The sequence below is a fragment of the Conyzicola nivalis genome (assembly GCF_040548875.1).
Taxonomy (GTDB): Bacteria; Actinomycetota; Actinomycetes; order Actinomycetales; family Microbacteriaceae; genus Conyzicola; species Conyzicola nivalis_A.
This window is the reverse complement of sequence record NZ_JBEPSJ010000001.1, coordinates 326,648-342,080: the sequence shown is the minus strand read 5'-3', so window position 1 is coordinate 342,080 and position 15,433 is coordinate 326,648. Positions and strand designations below refer to the sequence as shown.

9 protein-coding genes are annotated in these 15,433 nt (G+C 70.1%); 1 reads left to right on the top strand and 8 read right to left on the bottom strand.

The window, feature by feature from the left end; genetic code table 11:
* Positions 1 to 31: 31 nt before the first annotated feature.
* Genes ABIE21_RS01705 through ABIE21_RS01670 form a run of 8 tightly spaced genes read right to left on the bottom strand, consistent with a single transcriptional unit; the run spans position 32 to position 14,801 of the window.
* On the bottom strand, positions 32 to 1,162 hold the full coding sequence (locus ABIE21_RS01705; RefSeq protein ID WP_354023055.1) for a zinc-ribbon domain-containing protein: 1,131 nt from the start codon (positions 1,160 to 1,162) through the stop codon (positions 32 to 34).
* The gene (locus ABIE21_RS01700) at positions 1,159 to 3,540 is read right to left on the bottom strand and encodes a transglutaminaseTgpA domain-containing protein (RefSeq protein ID WP_354023054.1); all 2,382 of its coding nucleotides are present in this window, start codon (positions 3,538 to 3,540) and stop codon (positions 1,159 to 1,161) included. Before ABIE21_RS01700 ends, ABIE21_RS01705 begins: the two co-directional genes overlap by 4 nt.
* Positions 3,537 to 4,892, bottom strand: coding sequence for a DUF58 domain-containing protein (locus tag ABIE21_RS01695; protein WP_354023053.1), 1,356 nt, complete (start codon positions 4,890 to 4,892; stop codon positions 3,537 to 3,539). The genes ABIE21_RS01700 and ABIE21_RS01695 overlap by 4 nt, the downstream gene beginning before the upstream one ends.
* Entirely contained in the window at positions 4,889 to 5,860 is a 972-nt protein-coding gene (locus tag ABIE21_RS01690; RefSeq protein ID WP_354023052.1) for an AAA family ATPase, read from the bottom strand. The genes ABIE21_RS01695 and ABIE21_RS01690 overlap by 4 nt, the downstream gene beginning before the upstream one ends.
* Positions 5,861 to 5,907: 47 nt before the next feature.
* Positions 5,908 to 11,796, bottom strand: coding sequence for an Ig-like domain-containing protein (locus ABIE21_RS01685; RefSeq protein WP_354023051.1), 5,889 nt, complete (start codon positions 11,794 to 11,796; stop codon positions 5,908 to 5,910).
* A gap of 7 nt (positions 11,797 to 11,803) precedes the next feature.
* A complete protein-coding gene (locus ABIE21_RS01680; protein WP_354023050.1) occupies positions 11,804 to 13,300 on the bottom strand; it encodes a protein kinase domain-containing protein in 1,497 nt (498 codons plus the stop codon).
* A 52-nt stretch (positions 13,301 to 13,352) separates the two neighbouring features.
* Positions 13,353 to 14,207: a PP2C family protein-serine/threonine phosphatase gene (locus ABIE21_RS01675; protein WP_354023049.1), complete on the bottom strand. Its 855-nt coding sequence runs from the start codon at positions 14,205 to 14,207 to the stop codon at positions 13,353 to 13,355.
* 6 nt (positions 14,208 to 14,213) lie between these two features.
* Complete coding sequence (locus tag ABIE21_RS01670) at positions 14,214 to 14,801, bottom strand: FHA domain-containing protein (RefSeq protein ID WP_354023048.1); 588 nt, start codon at positions 14,799 to 14,801, stop codon at positions 14,214 to 14,216.
* A gap of 148 nt (positions 14,802 to 14,949) precedes the next feature.
* Here ABIE21_RS01670 and ABIE21_RS01665 point away from each other — a divergent pair, with 148 nt between their 5' ends.
* Positions 14,950 to 15,429, top strand: a complete 480-nt coding sequence (locus ABIE21_RS01665; protein WP_354023047.1) for an Lrp/AsnC family transcriptional regulator — start codon at positions 14,950 to 14,952, stop codon at positions 15,427 to 15,429.
* Positions 15,430 to 15,433: the final 4 nt, after the last annotated feature.

The following is a 15,433-nucleotide window of genomic DNA, read 5'->3' as shown; positions in this document are numbered from 1 at the left end:
AGCGGGCTCCCGCGCTCCGGCTGGGGAGGAGTCAGCTCACGACGAAGAACTGCTCGCCGATGTCGACGCGGGTTCCACGCGCGACCGGCTGTCGCTTGCCGGGGTCGAGCCGCTGCGGCGGAGCGTCGGGCTGGCGCACGACCGTCCCGTTGGCGGAGAAACGGTCGACCACCCAGAACACCCCGGAGGTCTGACCGAACTCGAGGTGCGTCTTCGACACCGACTTGCCCTGGTCGAGGATCGTCACGAGCTGGTCGACGAACTCGCCGGGCTGCAGCACGGGGTTGCGGCCGACGAGCCCGGTTCCGAACACCGTGGCGTTCTCGCCGGTGCTGAACTGCAGCACGAACCGGTCGCCCTGACGTCCGCGCACGATGCGGGTCGCCTCCACGTCGTCGTGCTGGCTCTCGAACGCGGCGTTCGACGGACGGCGCGAGATCGGCTCGGCGACGGGCGGAACAACGACGGGCGGAGCGACGGATGCCGGTGGCGTGAGCGGCGTACGGACCGCGGGCGGGGCGAGGGGCGGTGAGACCGGTGCGGCGGCCGGCGGGGTCAGCCGTCGCGGTGCCGTTGGAGCGGGCGCGGGCGCGGGCTCCGGGACAGGCGCGGGAACCGCCGCGGTAGTCGGCGCGGACGCGGAAGTCCCCGCAGCTGCGGGCGCCGGGGCGATCGTCGTGGGGAAGGACGCCTCGACGACCGGCACCGAGGAGTGGTCTGTGACGGGCCAGGGGTCGGGCACCCTCGGGCGGGCTCGCGCGGAAGGGCCGGCCTGGCCGGCGGGCGCACGACCGGTGACCGGGCGGGCCGAGCTGGTCTCGATCTGCGGGGCGTCGTCTGCCGGCTCTGCGATCGGCTCGGAGACGGGCTCCGCCATCCGCGCGGACTGCGTCTCGACGGCCGCGTCGACGGCGGGTTCGAGGGGCGGCTCGATATCCGGCTCGGCAGGCGAATCCCGCCGGACGGAAGCGAGGTCGGCCGGATCCGGCTCGAGGAACTCGAGTCGGGGAGCTCGGATGTCGATCGGCTGGATGATGGCGGTGTCACCCGGTCGCGGGCGCGTGTGCGGCTCGACGAGTCGCGGCACGGCGACGGTGGTTCCGCACTCGCCGCAGAACAGTGCTCCCGTCGGCAGCTCGGTGCCGCAGTTCCTGCAATTCACGGGGTCGCCCCCTCACCCTGGCTGGCCTCGGCACGCGTGGAATCCCTCGTGCCCTTGTCGTTCGGGCGACGCGGAACGCGACCCCCGCCAGCGACTTTACCAAGCGACCGCAGCGAAATGCGTGCCTTGAAGCGCTGCCAGCGCGTCGCGCCGTTGTCGAGGTGGGCGCTGAGCTCGCGAACCGCCTTCCAGACCTTGTCCGCTTCCTCGGCGGTGGGCGGGCGGGGCGAGAACATCGCACGGTCGGCGATCGCCGCGAGGATCACCGGCTGGCTTCCGCCGACGACGGTGGCGAGCTCTCGTCGGGTGGCGGTGGCCGGCGGGGTGAGCCCGTGGTCGACGACGCGGTCGCGGTACTCGTTCCACCCCCCGCTGATGCGCGCGAGCGGGGTGGCGGCGCGACGGCGACGACGGCGCCTGCGCAGCTTTGCGGCCATGATCGCGAGGAACGGCGACGCGATGACGGCGGCCGCGAGCAGCGTCCACCCGAGCACCTGTGCGATGAGGAGCACGATGACCAGCCACTCGGGCAGTGTCGCTGGCTCCTCCGGCGTGGACTCCTGCGGTGTCTGCTCCACCGGGCGGTCCGGCTCGACCACCTGGGGCGGGATGACCGACTGCGGGCGGGACACCGTCGTCGGCTCCTCGGGAAGCTCCTCCGGGATCGGCCGCACGGGCGGGGTGGGGTCGATCGTCACCCAGCCGAAGCCCACGGTGTCGACCTCGATCCACGCCGAGACGGATGCGCCGGTGACGCGGGTCTCGCCCGACTGGACGTCGGGGGCGAACCCGAAGACGACCCGCGCCGGGAAACCGAGCTGACGCGCCATCAGGGCCGCGGTGACGGCGTACTGCTCGGCGTCTCCGATCATCCGCTGGTCGGTGAGCAGCTGGGTGACGCGGTCTGCCGAGTGCCCCGAACGGCTGGGAGGCTCGTCGGCGCCGATTCCATGGCTGATGTACCCGTTCTCGCGCAGTCCGGCGATCATCACGGCGAGCTGCGGACCCGCGCCCTCGACGCCGTCGGTGTAGCGGTCGAGCACGGTCTCGATCTCGGCGGGCAGCACACCGATCTCCGGCACGACCGCCGCACCGGGCCGCAGTGCCTGCAGCGCACCAGGAGCCGGCTGGTCGGGCAGCACGGCCTCGAGCCGGTACCGGTCGCCCGCGCGCACGCCGCCCAGCACCGCGGCGGTCGCCGCGGTGTCGTTGTAGTAGAACCGGTCGCGCAGCGTCGCGGAACGCGAACCGGTGAAGGCCACGGACTCGAGCCGGCCCACGGTGGGAACCCACACCCCGGTGTACCCCTCCACCGTGACGTCGATCGAGACGGGGTCGCCCTCGACCGACGACTGGTCGAAGCGGTAGGGCACCCGGGTGAACGATCCGGACTCGCTCGCGACGGCCTCGCTCCCGACCGAGTAGACGATGCCGTCGTACGTGTCGAGGGTCGCGACGCGGATGCGCGCGTCGGTGGGCAGGCCGGTGACGGTGAACAGCACATCGGTGGACTCGCCGGTCTGGAGGTAGCGACGGAAGCCGGCGAGCGGGCTCACGTAGTCGCGCGGGTCGAATGGCTGCACGAGGGCGGCGCGCAGGACCTCGCGCGGACCTGTCGGCGGGGCGAGAGTGGCGGCTCCCGCTCCGGCGGCGCCGGCGACAGCGAGGATGACCCCCGCCGCGACTATCGTGCGCAGGCCGACGAGCCTGTGCTCCGACGGCACGACCGCCCCGGTTCCGTCGGTCGACCTTGCCTCGCGAGCGAGCAGCCGAACGGCGTTCCGCCGTGCGTACCAGCGTCGCCACATGAGCCAGACCAGGCTGCTGACGATGAGTGCGAGCGAGACGAAGAGCGGGAGTATCGCGTAGTCGGGCCCGAACGCCGCGGCAACGACGAAGAGCACGATCGGCCCCATCACCGCGAGGCCGCCGCGGCGGGCACGCAGCGCGGCGGTGAGAGAGCACACCGAGACGCCGAGTACGAGCACGAACGCCGGCACCAGGAGGCCCTGGTACGTGCCGACCGGGAGGGTGATGGTGAGCAGCTGCTTCCAGCCGAGGGCGACCGAGCTCACGAGCTGGACGAGCCCGTCGAGGGTGGGAAGGACGCCGTAGAGCGCCTGCTGAGGGACGGCGAGGGGCACCCCCAGCAGGAGGAAGGCGACGACCGTGGCCGCCAGGACCACGGGCGACGACCAGCGGAAGACCGCGCCGAGGATGGCTATCGCGGAGCCGGCGACCGTCGTCACCGCCACGAGGAGGACGATTGCCGCGCTCTGGTAGATGGGCCAGAGGGCGATGGAGGCGAGCGCGATGCCCAGCCACAGCATCGCGGTGTTCGCGACGATGTAGGACGCAGCAGGTCGGGGGCGTCTCACGCGGCCACCACCCTGGCGAGCGACTTGGGCAGGTCTTCGAGGTACCCGATGGTGAGCACGCTGAGCCCCGGGGCCGTGCGCAGCGACGGGGCTGCATCGGGGTCGCAGACCACAGCGATCACTTCGACGCCCACGGGGAACTTCGTCGATGCGGCGCGCAGCTCTGTCGCGGTAGTGGTCGATCCGCAGATGAGGAACGCGACGGACACGCCGGCGACCTGTGCTCCCGCGACGCGCGCGATGTCGGTGATGGCGATCGCGGTCTCCGCCGACTCGACCACGGCGAGCTCGTCGAGCAGTTTCACCCGGCTGCGTGTGGACAGGGCGCGTACGGCGACGACCTTGCGAGCGGCGAACTCCGGGGTCTTCTCGCTCACGACGACGGAGACCTCCCGGATCTCCCGGATGGCTCGGGATCCGAGCGAGCCGGCGACGCTCACCGCCATCTCGAACTCCTCGTCGGAGGCGTAGTCGGCGTGGGCGAGGCTCAGCGCGATCACCAGGTGGCTGCGCCGCGTCTGCTCGAACTGGCGCACCATGTAGGTGCCGGTCTTGGCCGTGGACCTCCAGTGGATGTTTCGCCGTTCGTCTCCCGGCTGGTATTCGCGCAGCGCGTGGAAGGCGATGTCGGAGTTGGTCAGGTCGCGAGTGGGCGACCCCTCGAGGTCGCGCACCAGCCCCGCGCTCATGCTGGGTATTCCGATGGTGCGCGGGTGGATGTAGAGGTCGGTGGAGTCGGTCCAGAGCAGCTCGCGGCGCACCAGGCCGATCGGGTCGGCGCGCACGGTGCGCGCTGGACCGACGGCGACGACGCCGCGCCGCCTCGTGGGGATCGAGAAGCGCTGCACCGACTGGGCTCCGCGGGCGAGACTGGGGACGGCGATCTCGGCGAGCCCGTGGGCCACGGGGATCTCGACGGTGACTCCGAGGGTGCGGCCGATTCCGGCGTTGCGGACGGTGACAGTGCCGGTCGCGACTTCGCCGACGACGACGCGCGAGTGGGCGACATCGAGCCCGATCTCGATCGAATTGCGACCGATGAGATAGACGACCGCGACGGCCACGAGAACGACGCCGGCGAATCCCGCGACCACGAGCTCGACCCACCCGAGTCCGTACCCGGCGAACAGGGCGACGGGGATGATCGCCAGCACCACCCAGCCGAGCGGGGTCACGACCGCGGCCGCCCGTCGCGCGAGGCGCGCGAGCACCGAGCGCAGCGCGCCGGCGAAGCGCACGGTGGTGATCACGGCGTCGGCGACGAATCCGGTTCGATTACCTACGAGCTTGGTTCGCGCGTTGGTGAGGCCCTCGGTCGCCGTCGGGTAGTGGGAGTCGGATCGCAGCGTCACACGGCTTGCCGATCGCTCGGCGGGGGTGTCTCGATGAGCAGCTGGCTGATGATGCTCGTGCCTGTCACCCCGTCGAACTCGGCCTCGGGGTCGAGCACCAGTCGGTGCGCGAGCACGACCTCGGCGAGGGCCTTCACGTCGTCGGGGATCACGTAGTGACGGCCGTTCGAGGCCGCGAGGGTCTTCGCGCAGCGCAGCAGCGCCAGGGCGCCACGCACGCTCGCCCCCAGCCGCACCTCGGTGGCCGACCGCGTGGCATCCACGAGTCTCGACACGTAGTCGTTGATGGTGGGATCGACGTGCACGGTGCGCGCGAGGCGTGCCATCTCGATGATGACCTCGGCGCTGGCGATGGCCGGCACCGTGGTCTCGTGCGCGCGCGTTCCTGCGCCCTCGAGGATGCGCAGGGTGGAGGCGTGGTCGGGGTAGCCGATCGACGTCTTCATGATGAAACGGTCGAGCTGGGCCTCGGGCAGCCGGTAGGTTCCGGCCTGCTCGATGGGGTTCTGGGTGGCGATGACCATGAACGGGAGGCCCACGTCGTGGGTGACGCCGTCGACGGTGACCGTGCCCTCCTCCATGACCTCGAGCAGCGCGGACTGGGTCTTCGGGCTGGCCCGGTTGATCTCGTCGGCCAGCACCACGTTGGCGAAGATCGGTCCGCGGTGGAACTCGAACTCGCCCGATCTCTGGTCGAAGATGCTGACGCCGGTGATGTCGCCGGGAAGCAGGTCGGGCGTGAACTGCACCCGGTTGCTGACCCCGTCGACGCTCTGCGCGATCGCGCGCGCGAACGACGTCTTGCCCGTACCGGGGAAGTCCTCGAGCAGGAGGTGCCCCTCGCTGAGCAGCGCGGTGAATCCGAGGCGGATCACGAAGGTCTTGCCGAGCAGCACGGTCTCGACGTTCGAGACGAGCCTCGCGAAATTGTCGGAGAACCAGCCGGCCTGCTCGGGTGTCATGGTCATACTGGGTTCCCTCTGTTGGGTCGTGGCGGAGTCTGTGCGGGCGCCGATCAACTGCCGCACACACTCTCTAGCACGGGGGCATCGCCAAACGACGTTCCCCCGGCCGATACCGTCGTTCTCACCCGGACTCCGGCGGTTCCCGACGGTACAGGATCTCCCTCATTGTAGGTCTCGAACGCGCCCCAGTTCGGGATGAGCGGTCCTCCGATGTCGCCCGCGAGCGGTCGATTGAAGGACACGCTGTACGACACGCTCTGCGACGGCGAGCTGAGCGGACGTGCCAGCACTAGCGAACCCTGGTCGCTGCCCGCGGGTGGCGTGCAGCTGGCGATCGAGGCGACCCCGTTGAGAGGCGTCGCGGAGCCCGCACCGGACTCCGGCCCGCAGTAGTCGGTCGAGGCGTCACGGCAGGCCCGGTAGCTGACCGCGACGGATGTGCCGTAGACCGAGGAGTCCCCCGTCGACGTGAGCCACTGGCCGGGGGTCACGGGCGCCCAGTTTCCGCCGGCGACGCGGTACTCGTAACGGCCGGCGATGCCGAATCTGACCCCGTTGATCACCGCCTGCACGTCGAGCTGCCCCGTTTCGCGATCGGTGAGGATCACGCTGCCGATGACCTCGCCCGGCGGCAGCTTGCCCTCGGCGGGGCCGGTCGACGCGACGGAGCAGTATCGGCCGTTGTCGGCGAAGACGTAGTACGTGTAGCTGACCGCGTCGCTGCGCCCCGAGTCGGTCCACGACAGCGATGTGCCCGTCGACGCCGTCGGCGACACGCAGGCCGTGGGGGCGGGCTCGCCCGTGGTCGTGCGACGCACGGCGTAGGTCACCTCGCCGCCGCCGTTCGGCGCGAAAGCCCCCCAGGAGACACTGATCGCGCCGTTCAGGCCGCTCACCGCACTCGGCCCGGGCTGCGGAGGGGTGGGCAGGCCGATGGTGGTCGCCGTCGCGAGGTTCGAGCGGCGCCAGTCGCCGGCCGAGCCCACCTGGGCGCTGTTGCGGGCGTAGACCCTGACCGAGTAGCTCGTCGCGGCCGGGAGGTCGCGGAAGGTCGTGGTCGTGACCGCTCGAGAGACGTCGCGGGGCGGCAGGCCGTCGACCTCGACGGTGTAGCCGGTGACCGCTGTGCCCGGCGTCGGGTCGTCGACGGCGGGCCAGGAGACGGTGAGCGCGCCTCCGGTCGGGGCGACCTCCGCGGTCGATGCCTCGGCCGTCACCACGGGAGCCGCGGGAAGGTAGTCGACCGTGTACGCGTCGCTGGGCGCGCTCGGCGCGCTCGGCCCGATGGCGTTGACGGCCGTCACCTGGAACCGGTACGGCTCGCCCACGACGAGGCCTGGCAGGGCGCAGATCAGCTGCGTGCCGCAGTCGAACGCGTACCCGCTCGCGGTCGTCACGCGGTAGTTCGTGATCGGCGAGTTGTTCGTGACCGGCGCCGTGATGCGCAGCACGAGCTCGCCGCTGATACTGCTCCCCTGGCGAGTGGGCTTGGCCGGGGCATCCGGCACGTCTTGAACGGAGATCCGTACCGATCCCCAGACGTACCGGTCGCTGTCACGGCTCGCGTCGGCCACCTGATACTGAACCATCGCGTCGACCGGAGCGGCCGTCGCCGCCACCGTGACGGTGAGCCTGCGGTTGTCGTTCGAGGCGGTCACCGCGACGCCGGCGGGCAGCGAACCGCCGTCGATGCCGCGTACCGCGACGACGCGCAGCGGCTCGCCGGGGAACGGGTTGGTCGCCTCGTCGTTGGACAGAACGTCGACCACCGTCGACTGACCGCGCTTTACCACCGCGTTGTCGGTCGCCGGGATCGCGAGCGGGCGGGTGGAGGGGACGACGCGCAGCTGGATTCGGCCCGCCTGTCCCTCGGCCGTGGCATCGCGCACCCCGAGGGAGATCGCCGTGGTCGAGCCCTTCGCGGCCGTGTCGTCGGCGCGGAGGGTCAGGCTCTGGCCGACGAGCTGGTGGCTGAATCCGACCGGTGCGGGCTCGCGCACGGAGTAGACGAGCTCGTCGAGGTCGTCGGCGTACGGGTAGTTGGTCAGGTTGGCGAGGTCGATGACCTTCTCCTGGCCCGGTTCGAAGTCGATGCTGGCTCCGCTGAACACCGGCGGCTGGTTCTGACGCGGCTTCACGGTGATCGGCAGCACGAGACTGGCCTTCCGACCCTCCGGGTCGTTGGCCGAGGTGCCGTCTGTGACCTCGAACGAGATCGATGCCGCCCCGAAGTACAGGTCGGCGGAGGTGAAGGAGAGCGTGCTCGAGTTGACGACCAGCGACGAGCCGTCGGCGTGCGTCGCGCGCACGGTGCTCGAGTCGGTCAGGCGCACCTTCTTGCCGTCGACGGCGATCACGTAGTCGTTGAGGTCGATCCGCAGGGTCTCCTCGCTCACGACCTGCAGCCGGGGCGCGTCACGGTTGAGCTGCGGCAGGGCGTCTTTGTACCCGGGCACCCAGATGAACGCGTACGAGCGGGCGGAGCTGTCGTCGGGATGGGAGACCGCGAACGGGATGATCTGCCGCTCGTCTGTGATGGTGACTCGGATCTCCTTGCGCGCAGTGACCGTCGCGCTGCCCCCGTAGCCGGGGACGATCGCGAGATCGAGATCGCGCGCGTCGCCGTCGGCGAAGAACACGTTGTCGAGCACGTCGACGTTGATGGCGGTGCGGTCGAGCACGTCGGTGAGGGTGAGCACCGTGTCGCGAGCCAGCGGGTACGCGAGCGGGGCGTCGTCGCTGACGACCACCGTCACGAAGTTCGAGCTCGACCCGCCGACCTCGTTCTCGATCGAGTAGACGAGCCCGTAGATGCCTTCCGCTGTGGGGGCAGTGATGTCGACGATGGTGTCGTCGTCGATCTCGGCGGTGAGGCTGTCGTCGTTCGGCTGCACCGCGACCACCCGCAGCGGACTGCCGTCGGGGTCGGAGTCGTTGGCGAGCACCTGCACCGACACGGTAGCGCCGGGGCGCACGTTCACTTCGTCTTCGATCGCCACGGGGTTGCGCGTCTCGTCGCCGCGCGGGCTGATGCCGACCCGCACGGTGCCGGTCGCCCGCGCTCCGAGGGCGTCGCGCACCGTGTAGGTGAAGGCGTCGGTCCCCGCGGAGTAGTCGCCCGCCTCGTAGTCGATGCTCGTCGCACCGACCGCGACGACACCGCCCTTCTCCGGGCTGGACTCCTGCCCGAGCAGCTGCACGGAGTCGCCGTCGGGGTCGATGCCGTCGAGCGGGATCTCGATGCGCACGCTCTCGCCGGCGAGCACCCGTGCCACGACGGTCTTCGGCACCGGCGGGGTGTTCGTCTCGGCGTTGGGCTCGCGCACCTCGATGCTCAGCTGCGCCTGCGCCGTCTGCCCGAGCGGGCCGACGATCTCGTAGACGGCCGTGAAATTGCCCGTCGTCGTCGGCGCGAGATAGCGCAGCGAGTCGCCGGAGGCGAACAGCAGACCCGACGAGCCGCTCAGACCGTCGACGAGCACCGGGTTGAGGGTGATCGGCTCACCGTCGGGCTGCTCGTCGTTCTGCATGACGTCGATGGTGATCGCGTCGCCGACCCGCACGGTGGCCGAGTCGTCCCGCGCGATCGGGGGCTGCAGCCGGGTCGGCGGCGCCACCTCGATCACGGTGATTGTGCCCATGGCCTCCGATAGCCCGTTGGTGATGCGGTAGCCGAAACTCACCGGTCCCTGCAGCGGGCCGGTCAGCGTCACCCGCACCGACCGCTGTTCGAGTACTTCGGCGCGGATTCCGGATGTCGCGGGCACGTCCACCACGCCCGTGACCAGCAGCACTCCCCCGGCCGGATCGATGTCGGTCGCCGCGACGTCGACGGAGCGGCTGCTCAACGTGGGGACGAACATCGTCTTCGGGATCGTGACGGGTTTCGTGTTCGCGTCGGGCGGCGCGGTCACGTCCACCCGGATGAGGCCCGTCGCGGTCTGCTCGTTGTCGGTGACGGTGTACTCGAGATAGTGCGAGCGCGGCTCGTCGGTGATGAAGCGGAAGGTGCCCGTCTCGTAGCTCGGCGTGATCGTGACCCCGGCCTTCGCGGGCACGGCGTTGAGCCGCACAGAGCCGTTGCCTCCGCGCACGTGGTCGAGCGGCGAGACGGTGGTCTCCTTGCCCGTGTGGGCCGGCACCACGAAGGATTCGGCGACGAGCGGCACCTCGTCTGCCGCCATGGTCTCGACCGAGAGCGAGCCGGCCGCCGACGCGGTGCCGTCCGATGCCACGAGCGACACGGACGACGGTCCCATGCCGGAGCCGGCGTCGGTGAGGATCACGGTCCCCTCCGGTTTGAAGCTGGCCGTGATCTGCGAGGGTGCCGTCGCACTGACGAGGTAGAACGGGTCGCCGTCCGGGTCGATCCAGTCGTCGAGGGTCGAGACGGTGACCGTGCCGCCGCTGGCGAGGGTGGTCTTCGTTGCCCGGGCCTGCTGCGGGGGCGAGTTCTCGCCGGGCTGGCGGATCGCGACCTCGACGTTCGCGCTCGCTGTCCCGCCACGGCCGTCGTCGATCGTGTAGCCGAAGTTCACCGTGCCCGCTGCGCCCGGTTCGAGCGTGAGCTGCAACTGCTGACGGTCCTGGATGAGGTCAATGCGTCCGACGGCGGGATCGATGTCGGTGACGGAGCTGACGACGATGACGTCGGCGTTGGGGTCGTAGTCGTTGAGCAGGACGGGCAGAACCGTGGAACGGCCGGGCCTGGCTCCGAAGGCGTCGTCGACGGCGACGGGCGGCAGCTGGGTCTTCTCTATCTCGGGCGGCGTGTTGTCGTCGTTCTGCTCGACCTGCTGTTCGTCTTCGTCGACGTCGATCAGGTCTGACCAGTTGTCGATGAGCTCTCCGTCGGCCTGCACCGCCCACGACGCCCCGCCGGCTGCGTCGTTCAGAACCGTGCGTGCGCCGTTGACCTGAAACTCGAGTCGCGCGTTCGCGGGCATGTTCTCGAGCGACCGGGTGCTCGGCTCGCCGTCGCAGCGCTGCCAGGACCGGCCGTTCGACCACGCGGCGTATGCGCAGCCGTCGACCACGGTGGGTGCGGCCGCGGTACCGCCGCCGTCGGTGACCAGGGAAGTGGGGTCGCCTCCGCCGAGCGACAGTCCGATCAGGCCGGAAGAGTGGGCGATGAGCAGCGGGCCGCCCGCCGAGCTCGGGGCCTGAAGCCGCACGCCTGCGGCACCGTCTCCGGCGCTGTCGCCGAGCGAGTCGGCGAGGTCGACGACCCGGCCGGCGACCTCGACTCGGTCGGCTTCGATGTCGAGCACGGCCCAGCGTCCGCCGACGGAGGTGACGGCGTAGTCGCCGGTCGTGCCTCCGAGCTCGGTCGAGGCCGTGGCATCCGCCGTCACGGCTCCCGTCGACGCCATCGCGGCATCGACGCGGTAGACCTTGTTCGTCTCGGGGCTGAAGGCGAACAGCAATCCGTCGGGGTCGACGCTGACGGCGGAGTTCGCACCGAGACTCAGGGTCGCCTCCTGGCCCGTGTCGAAGTCGGAGAGGTCGGCGAGCGGGATGATCCACACCTCGCCGGTGCCCTGGGAGAAGAGCACCACGTTGTCGCCGGCGAGGAACACAGCCGGCTGCAGCGGAGGCAGGGGCACGCTCTCGGTGACGGTCGAGGTCGCCGCGTCGACGAGGTCGAGGGTGGCGTCGCTGCGGTCGAACATCAGCACGGTGGATCCCCGCTGCACGACGTCGAGTTCTGCGCTCGCGCCGGCGACGACCGTGTTGAGCTCGAACACCTCGGTGTTGGCCCTGCCGATGAACTGGTCGGCGCCGTTCGACACCCACACGGAGGCGTCGTTGAGGTCGAGTCGTTGAGCCGAGTAGCCGTTCGAGACCACGGCGATCGTCGCGACCAGCGCCGCTACAAGAGAACCGCTCGTCACCGTGGTGACGAGCGACTTGTGCCCTCGGATCCAATCCCTGATCATGCGCCACTCACCCGGGGATGTCCACGCATTTCGGGTTGCTCGGCTCGCCGAGGCGGCCGTCGCGGCTGACCCGGACGGTCATGCACATGTAGTCGCCCGCCGAGCCGTCGGCGACGAACTCCGGCGTGCTCTGCACGCTCTGCGTGTCGCCGTCGAGCTCGATCTGATAGGCGTCGGCGTCGGCGAGACCCGGATCGTCCCAGGTGAAGGTGACCGTCTCGCCGCTCATCGACGACGCGATATCGCTGACCACGGGGATATCGTCGGAACTCGACCGGATCAGCACCAGCGTGGCCGTCGCCCCGAGCGCGATGACGAGCACGGAGCAGGCCACGAGGATCCAGGCCAGCAGCTGCATGCGCTTGCCGACCGGGGCGCGCGTCGAGCCGCGCTGCCCGAGGCTGCGGTGGCCCTGGCTGCGGTGGCCGACGGTGCGGTTGCCCTGACCGCGGTCTCCCGCCGTGTTGCGGTTGTCGCTGTTGCCCTTGATCAGGGTGCCGACGGCGTCGTAGTTGTCGGCGACGGCCGCGACGCGTCGGCGGCGACGGCCGGGCGCGACGGGGGCGGCGGCACCGGCGACGCCGCGCACCCGCGTGCGGTCTTCCAGGTCGGCGACGGTGGCGAGCGCCCAGTCGTCCATGGCGACCTCGACCGGGGTCTGCGCCACACCGATCTCGGTCTCGACCGACTGCAGTTCGCGGACGAGCTCCAGGATGCTCGCCGGCCGGTTCTTGGTGCTCTTCGACATGGCCCTGGTCAGCGCACGCTCCAGGCTGGCGGGGACGTCAGGGCGGGCGATCGGCTGGGCCTTCGCCCGGTTGATCCGGGAGATCAGGTCGACGGAGGTGTTGGACTCTCCCGGCACCTCGAAGGGCGACCTGCCGGCGAGCAGCGAGTACACGGTGGCGGCGAACGCCCACACCTCCGACGCGATCGTGCCGGCCGTCTCGTCCATCAGCACCTCGGGAGCCGACCACGGGATCGACATGCCGATGGCCTGCTGCGAGTCCGACTCGCTCAGCGTGGCCGCGATGCCGAAGTCGGAGAGCACGGGGTGGCCGTAGGCGGTCATGAGGATGTTCGACGGCTTGATGTCACGGTGCAGCACGCCGGCCATGTGCGCCGTCTCGATGGCGCTGCCGATCTTGATCGCGATGCGCATTACCTCGGCGACGGGCAGCCGCTCGGCGCGGTAGCGCTGGCTGAGCGACGACGAGCACATCTCCATCACCAGATACGGTCGCCCGTCGGAGGAGACGCTGGCCTGATACACGGTGAGGATCGAGGGGTGGGCGCTCAACTGCGCCATGAGGTTGGCCTCGGCCTGGAACATCTGCCGCACCTGGTCGTTGACGACCTCGGCGAGCATGACCTTGACGGCGACCTGGCGCCGAGGCATGTTCTGCTCGTAGAGGAAGACGTCGGCGAAACCGCCGGAACCGAGCACGTGGATGTACGAGAACCCGGGCAGGATCGGAGGTTGCGAAGGAAGGCGACGCGCCACGTAGACCCCCCTCAGACCGCGGACAACTTTGCCTTATTCTAAGCAGGTTGTGTCAGAGCACTCTATGGTTTGCCCGGGGTGCCGTGATCCCGGTGTCCGCGCCGCCCTCTGCGGCATGCGCTCCGATCACGTCGACGACGTCGACGATGAGCACGGTGACGTTGTCGCGTCCGCCCTCGGCGAGCGCCGCATCGACCAGCGCACTCGCCGTCTCGGTGGCCGAGAGTCCGGCGGCGAGGTGCAGCCGCAGGCGTTCGTCCTCGATCTCGCCGGTGAGCCCGTCGGAGCAGATCAGCAACCGCAGCCCCGGCTTCAGCGGCAGGAGCCAGTAGTCGGGGGTGGGCTGCGACTGGAATCCGACGGCCCGCGTGATGACGTTGCCCTCGGGGTGGTTGTGTGCCTGAGCGGGGGTGATCAGCCCGCTCTCGACGAGCTGCTGCACGAGGGAGTGGTCGACGGTGACCTGGGCGAGCTCGTTGCGCTCGTACCGGTAGACGCGGCTGTCGCCGATGTTGAAGATGGCGAAGTAAGGCTCGCCGTCGATCATGGTGAGGGCCGCGCCGGTGACCGTCGTTCCGACGCCGAGTTCGCTGCCGTCGGAGATCACGTCGATGTCGGCGGTCGCCTTCTCTAGCGCCCGCTCGATCGACTCCGGCTCGATGAAGTCAGACGTGCGTGCCTCGGCGAGGCGGGTGACGACCGCGGCGCTCGCCCGGTCGCCGGCGAGGTGTCCGCCCATGCCGTCGGCGACCGCGAAGATCGGCGGAGCGGCGATGAAGCTGTCCTCGTTGGCCGCGCGTCGGCGTCCGACATCCGTCACCGCCGCCCAGGCGATGCGGATCTCGCCCGCACCTCCCCCGGGGAGGGGAATGGGCAGCTCTGGGTTGCTCGCGCCGATCTCGGTCATGCTGCCCTACTCTTCATGGCCGTCTGGCCGTTCATGACCGGTTGGCCCGAGGTGGCGTTGTAGCGGCAGGATCTCGATGATATTGCCGTCGCCAATGTCCACGAGCGTACCGGGGGTGACGACCATCGCCTCACCCTGTCTCAGAGAGCGGGGCGCGCTGCCGGGCACGGAGACCGTCGAACCGTTGGTCGAACGCAGGTCGGTGACGATGACGGATGTACCGAGCTGACGTATCTCCAGGTGGGTGCCCGACACCTCCCCCTTCGGTGACTGCACGCGGATGAGCTTGGGCAGTTCGCCGTTGCTGATGCGGGGCGAGCTGGGCGACCGGCCAACATAGGCCGCGACGTCGAGCAGCACCGTGCGTTCGCTGCGCCCGATGCGGAACCCGTAGCGGGCGGGCGGCGCCGCCGCCGCCGGCTGCGAGGGCTGCGCCGGCGGGGCGGGTTCGGGGGCGCGGGGCGGGGCGGATGCGGCGACGCCGGTCGACGCGGGGCCCGGTCGACCGACGATCGTGTCGTCGAGGTCGCCGCCGATGCCGGTCGCCGCCGCACGGTCGACCGATCGGATGGTGTCGTCGAGGTCGGGGATCACAGCCCTATTATTCGCTATCCGCCGACCCGCGGCGCGACGAGCCCGATCATTGTGCACAGCGGGCTATTTCGACGGATTTCGACGGTCTGATCTGCCGCACGTTGCGGAATCGCTTGTGGCCGCCACGGCGCACTGACAGAATCAACCCATGAACTCGCTCGGCAAGTCCATTGCAAAGCCCGTACAGCTCGACGCCGTCTCGAAGGCGATCATCGAGCAGTTGCAGACCGACGGCCGAAGGTCGTACGCCGAGATCGGCAAGGCGGTCGGGCTCAGCGAGGCGGCGGTGCGGCAGCGCGTGCAGAAGCTCACCGAGTCGGGCGTGATGCAGGTCGTCGCCGTGACCGATCCGATGCAGCTCGGGTTCTACCGTCAGGCGATGATCGGCGTGCGGGTCTCGGGAGACACGACCCTCGTGGCCGAGGCGCTCGGCGCGCTCGACGCCGTCGACTACGTCGTTCTCACCGCGGGCAGCTTCGACATCCTGGCCGAGGTGGTGTGCGAGAACGACGACGACCTCATCGACCTGTTGAACAAGCAGATCCGGGCGATCGAGGGCGTGCAGTCCACCGAGACATTCGTCTATCTGAAACTCTTCAAGCAGCTCTACAACTGGGGAACGAGGTAACCGC

Bases quoted from the DNA above. Each gene is read 5' to 3' on its own strand.
- ABIE21_RS01685 (WP_354023051.1), bottom strand. From the start codon at position 11,796: ATGATCAGGGATTGGATCCGAGGGCACAAGTCGCTCGTCACCACGGTG.
- ABIE21_RS01665 (WP_354023047.1), top strand. From the start codon at position 14,950: ATGAACTCGCTCGGCAAGTCCATTGCAAAGCCCGTACAGCTCGACGCC.
- ABIE21_RS01690 (WP_354023052.1), bottom strand. From the start codon at position 5,860: ATGACCATGACACCCGAGCAGGCCGGCTGGTTCTCCGACAATTTCGCG.
- ABIE21_RS01675 (WP_354023049.1), bottom strand. From the start codon at position 14,207: ATGACCGAGATCGGCGCGAGCAACCCAGAGCTGCCCATTCCCCTCCCC.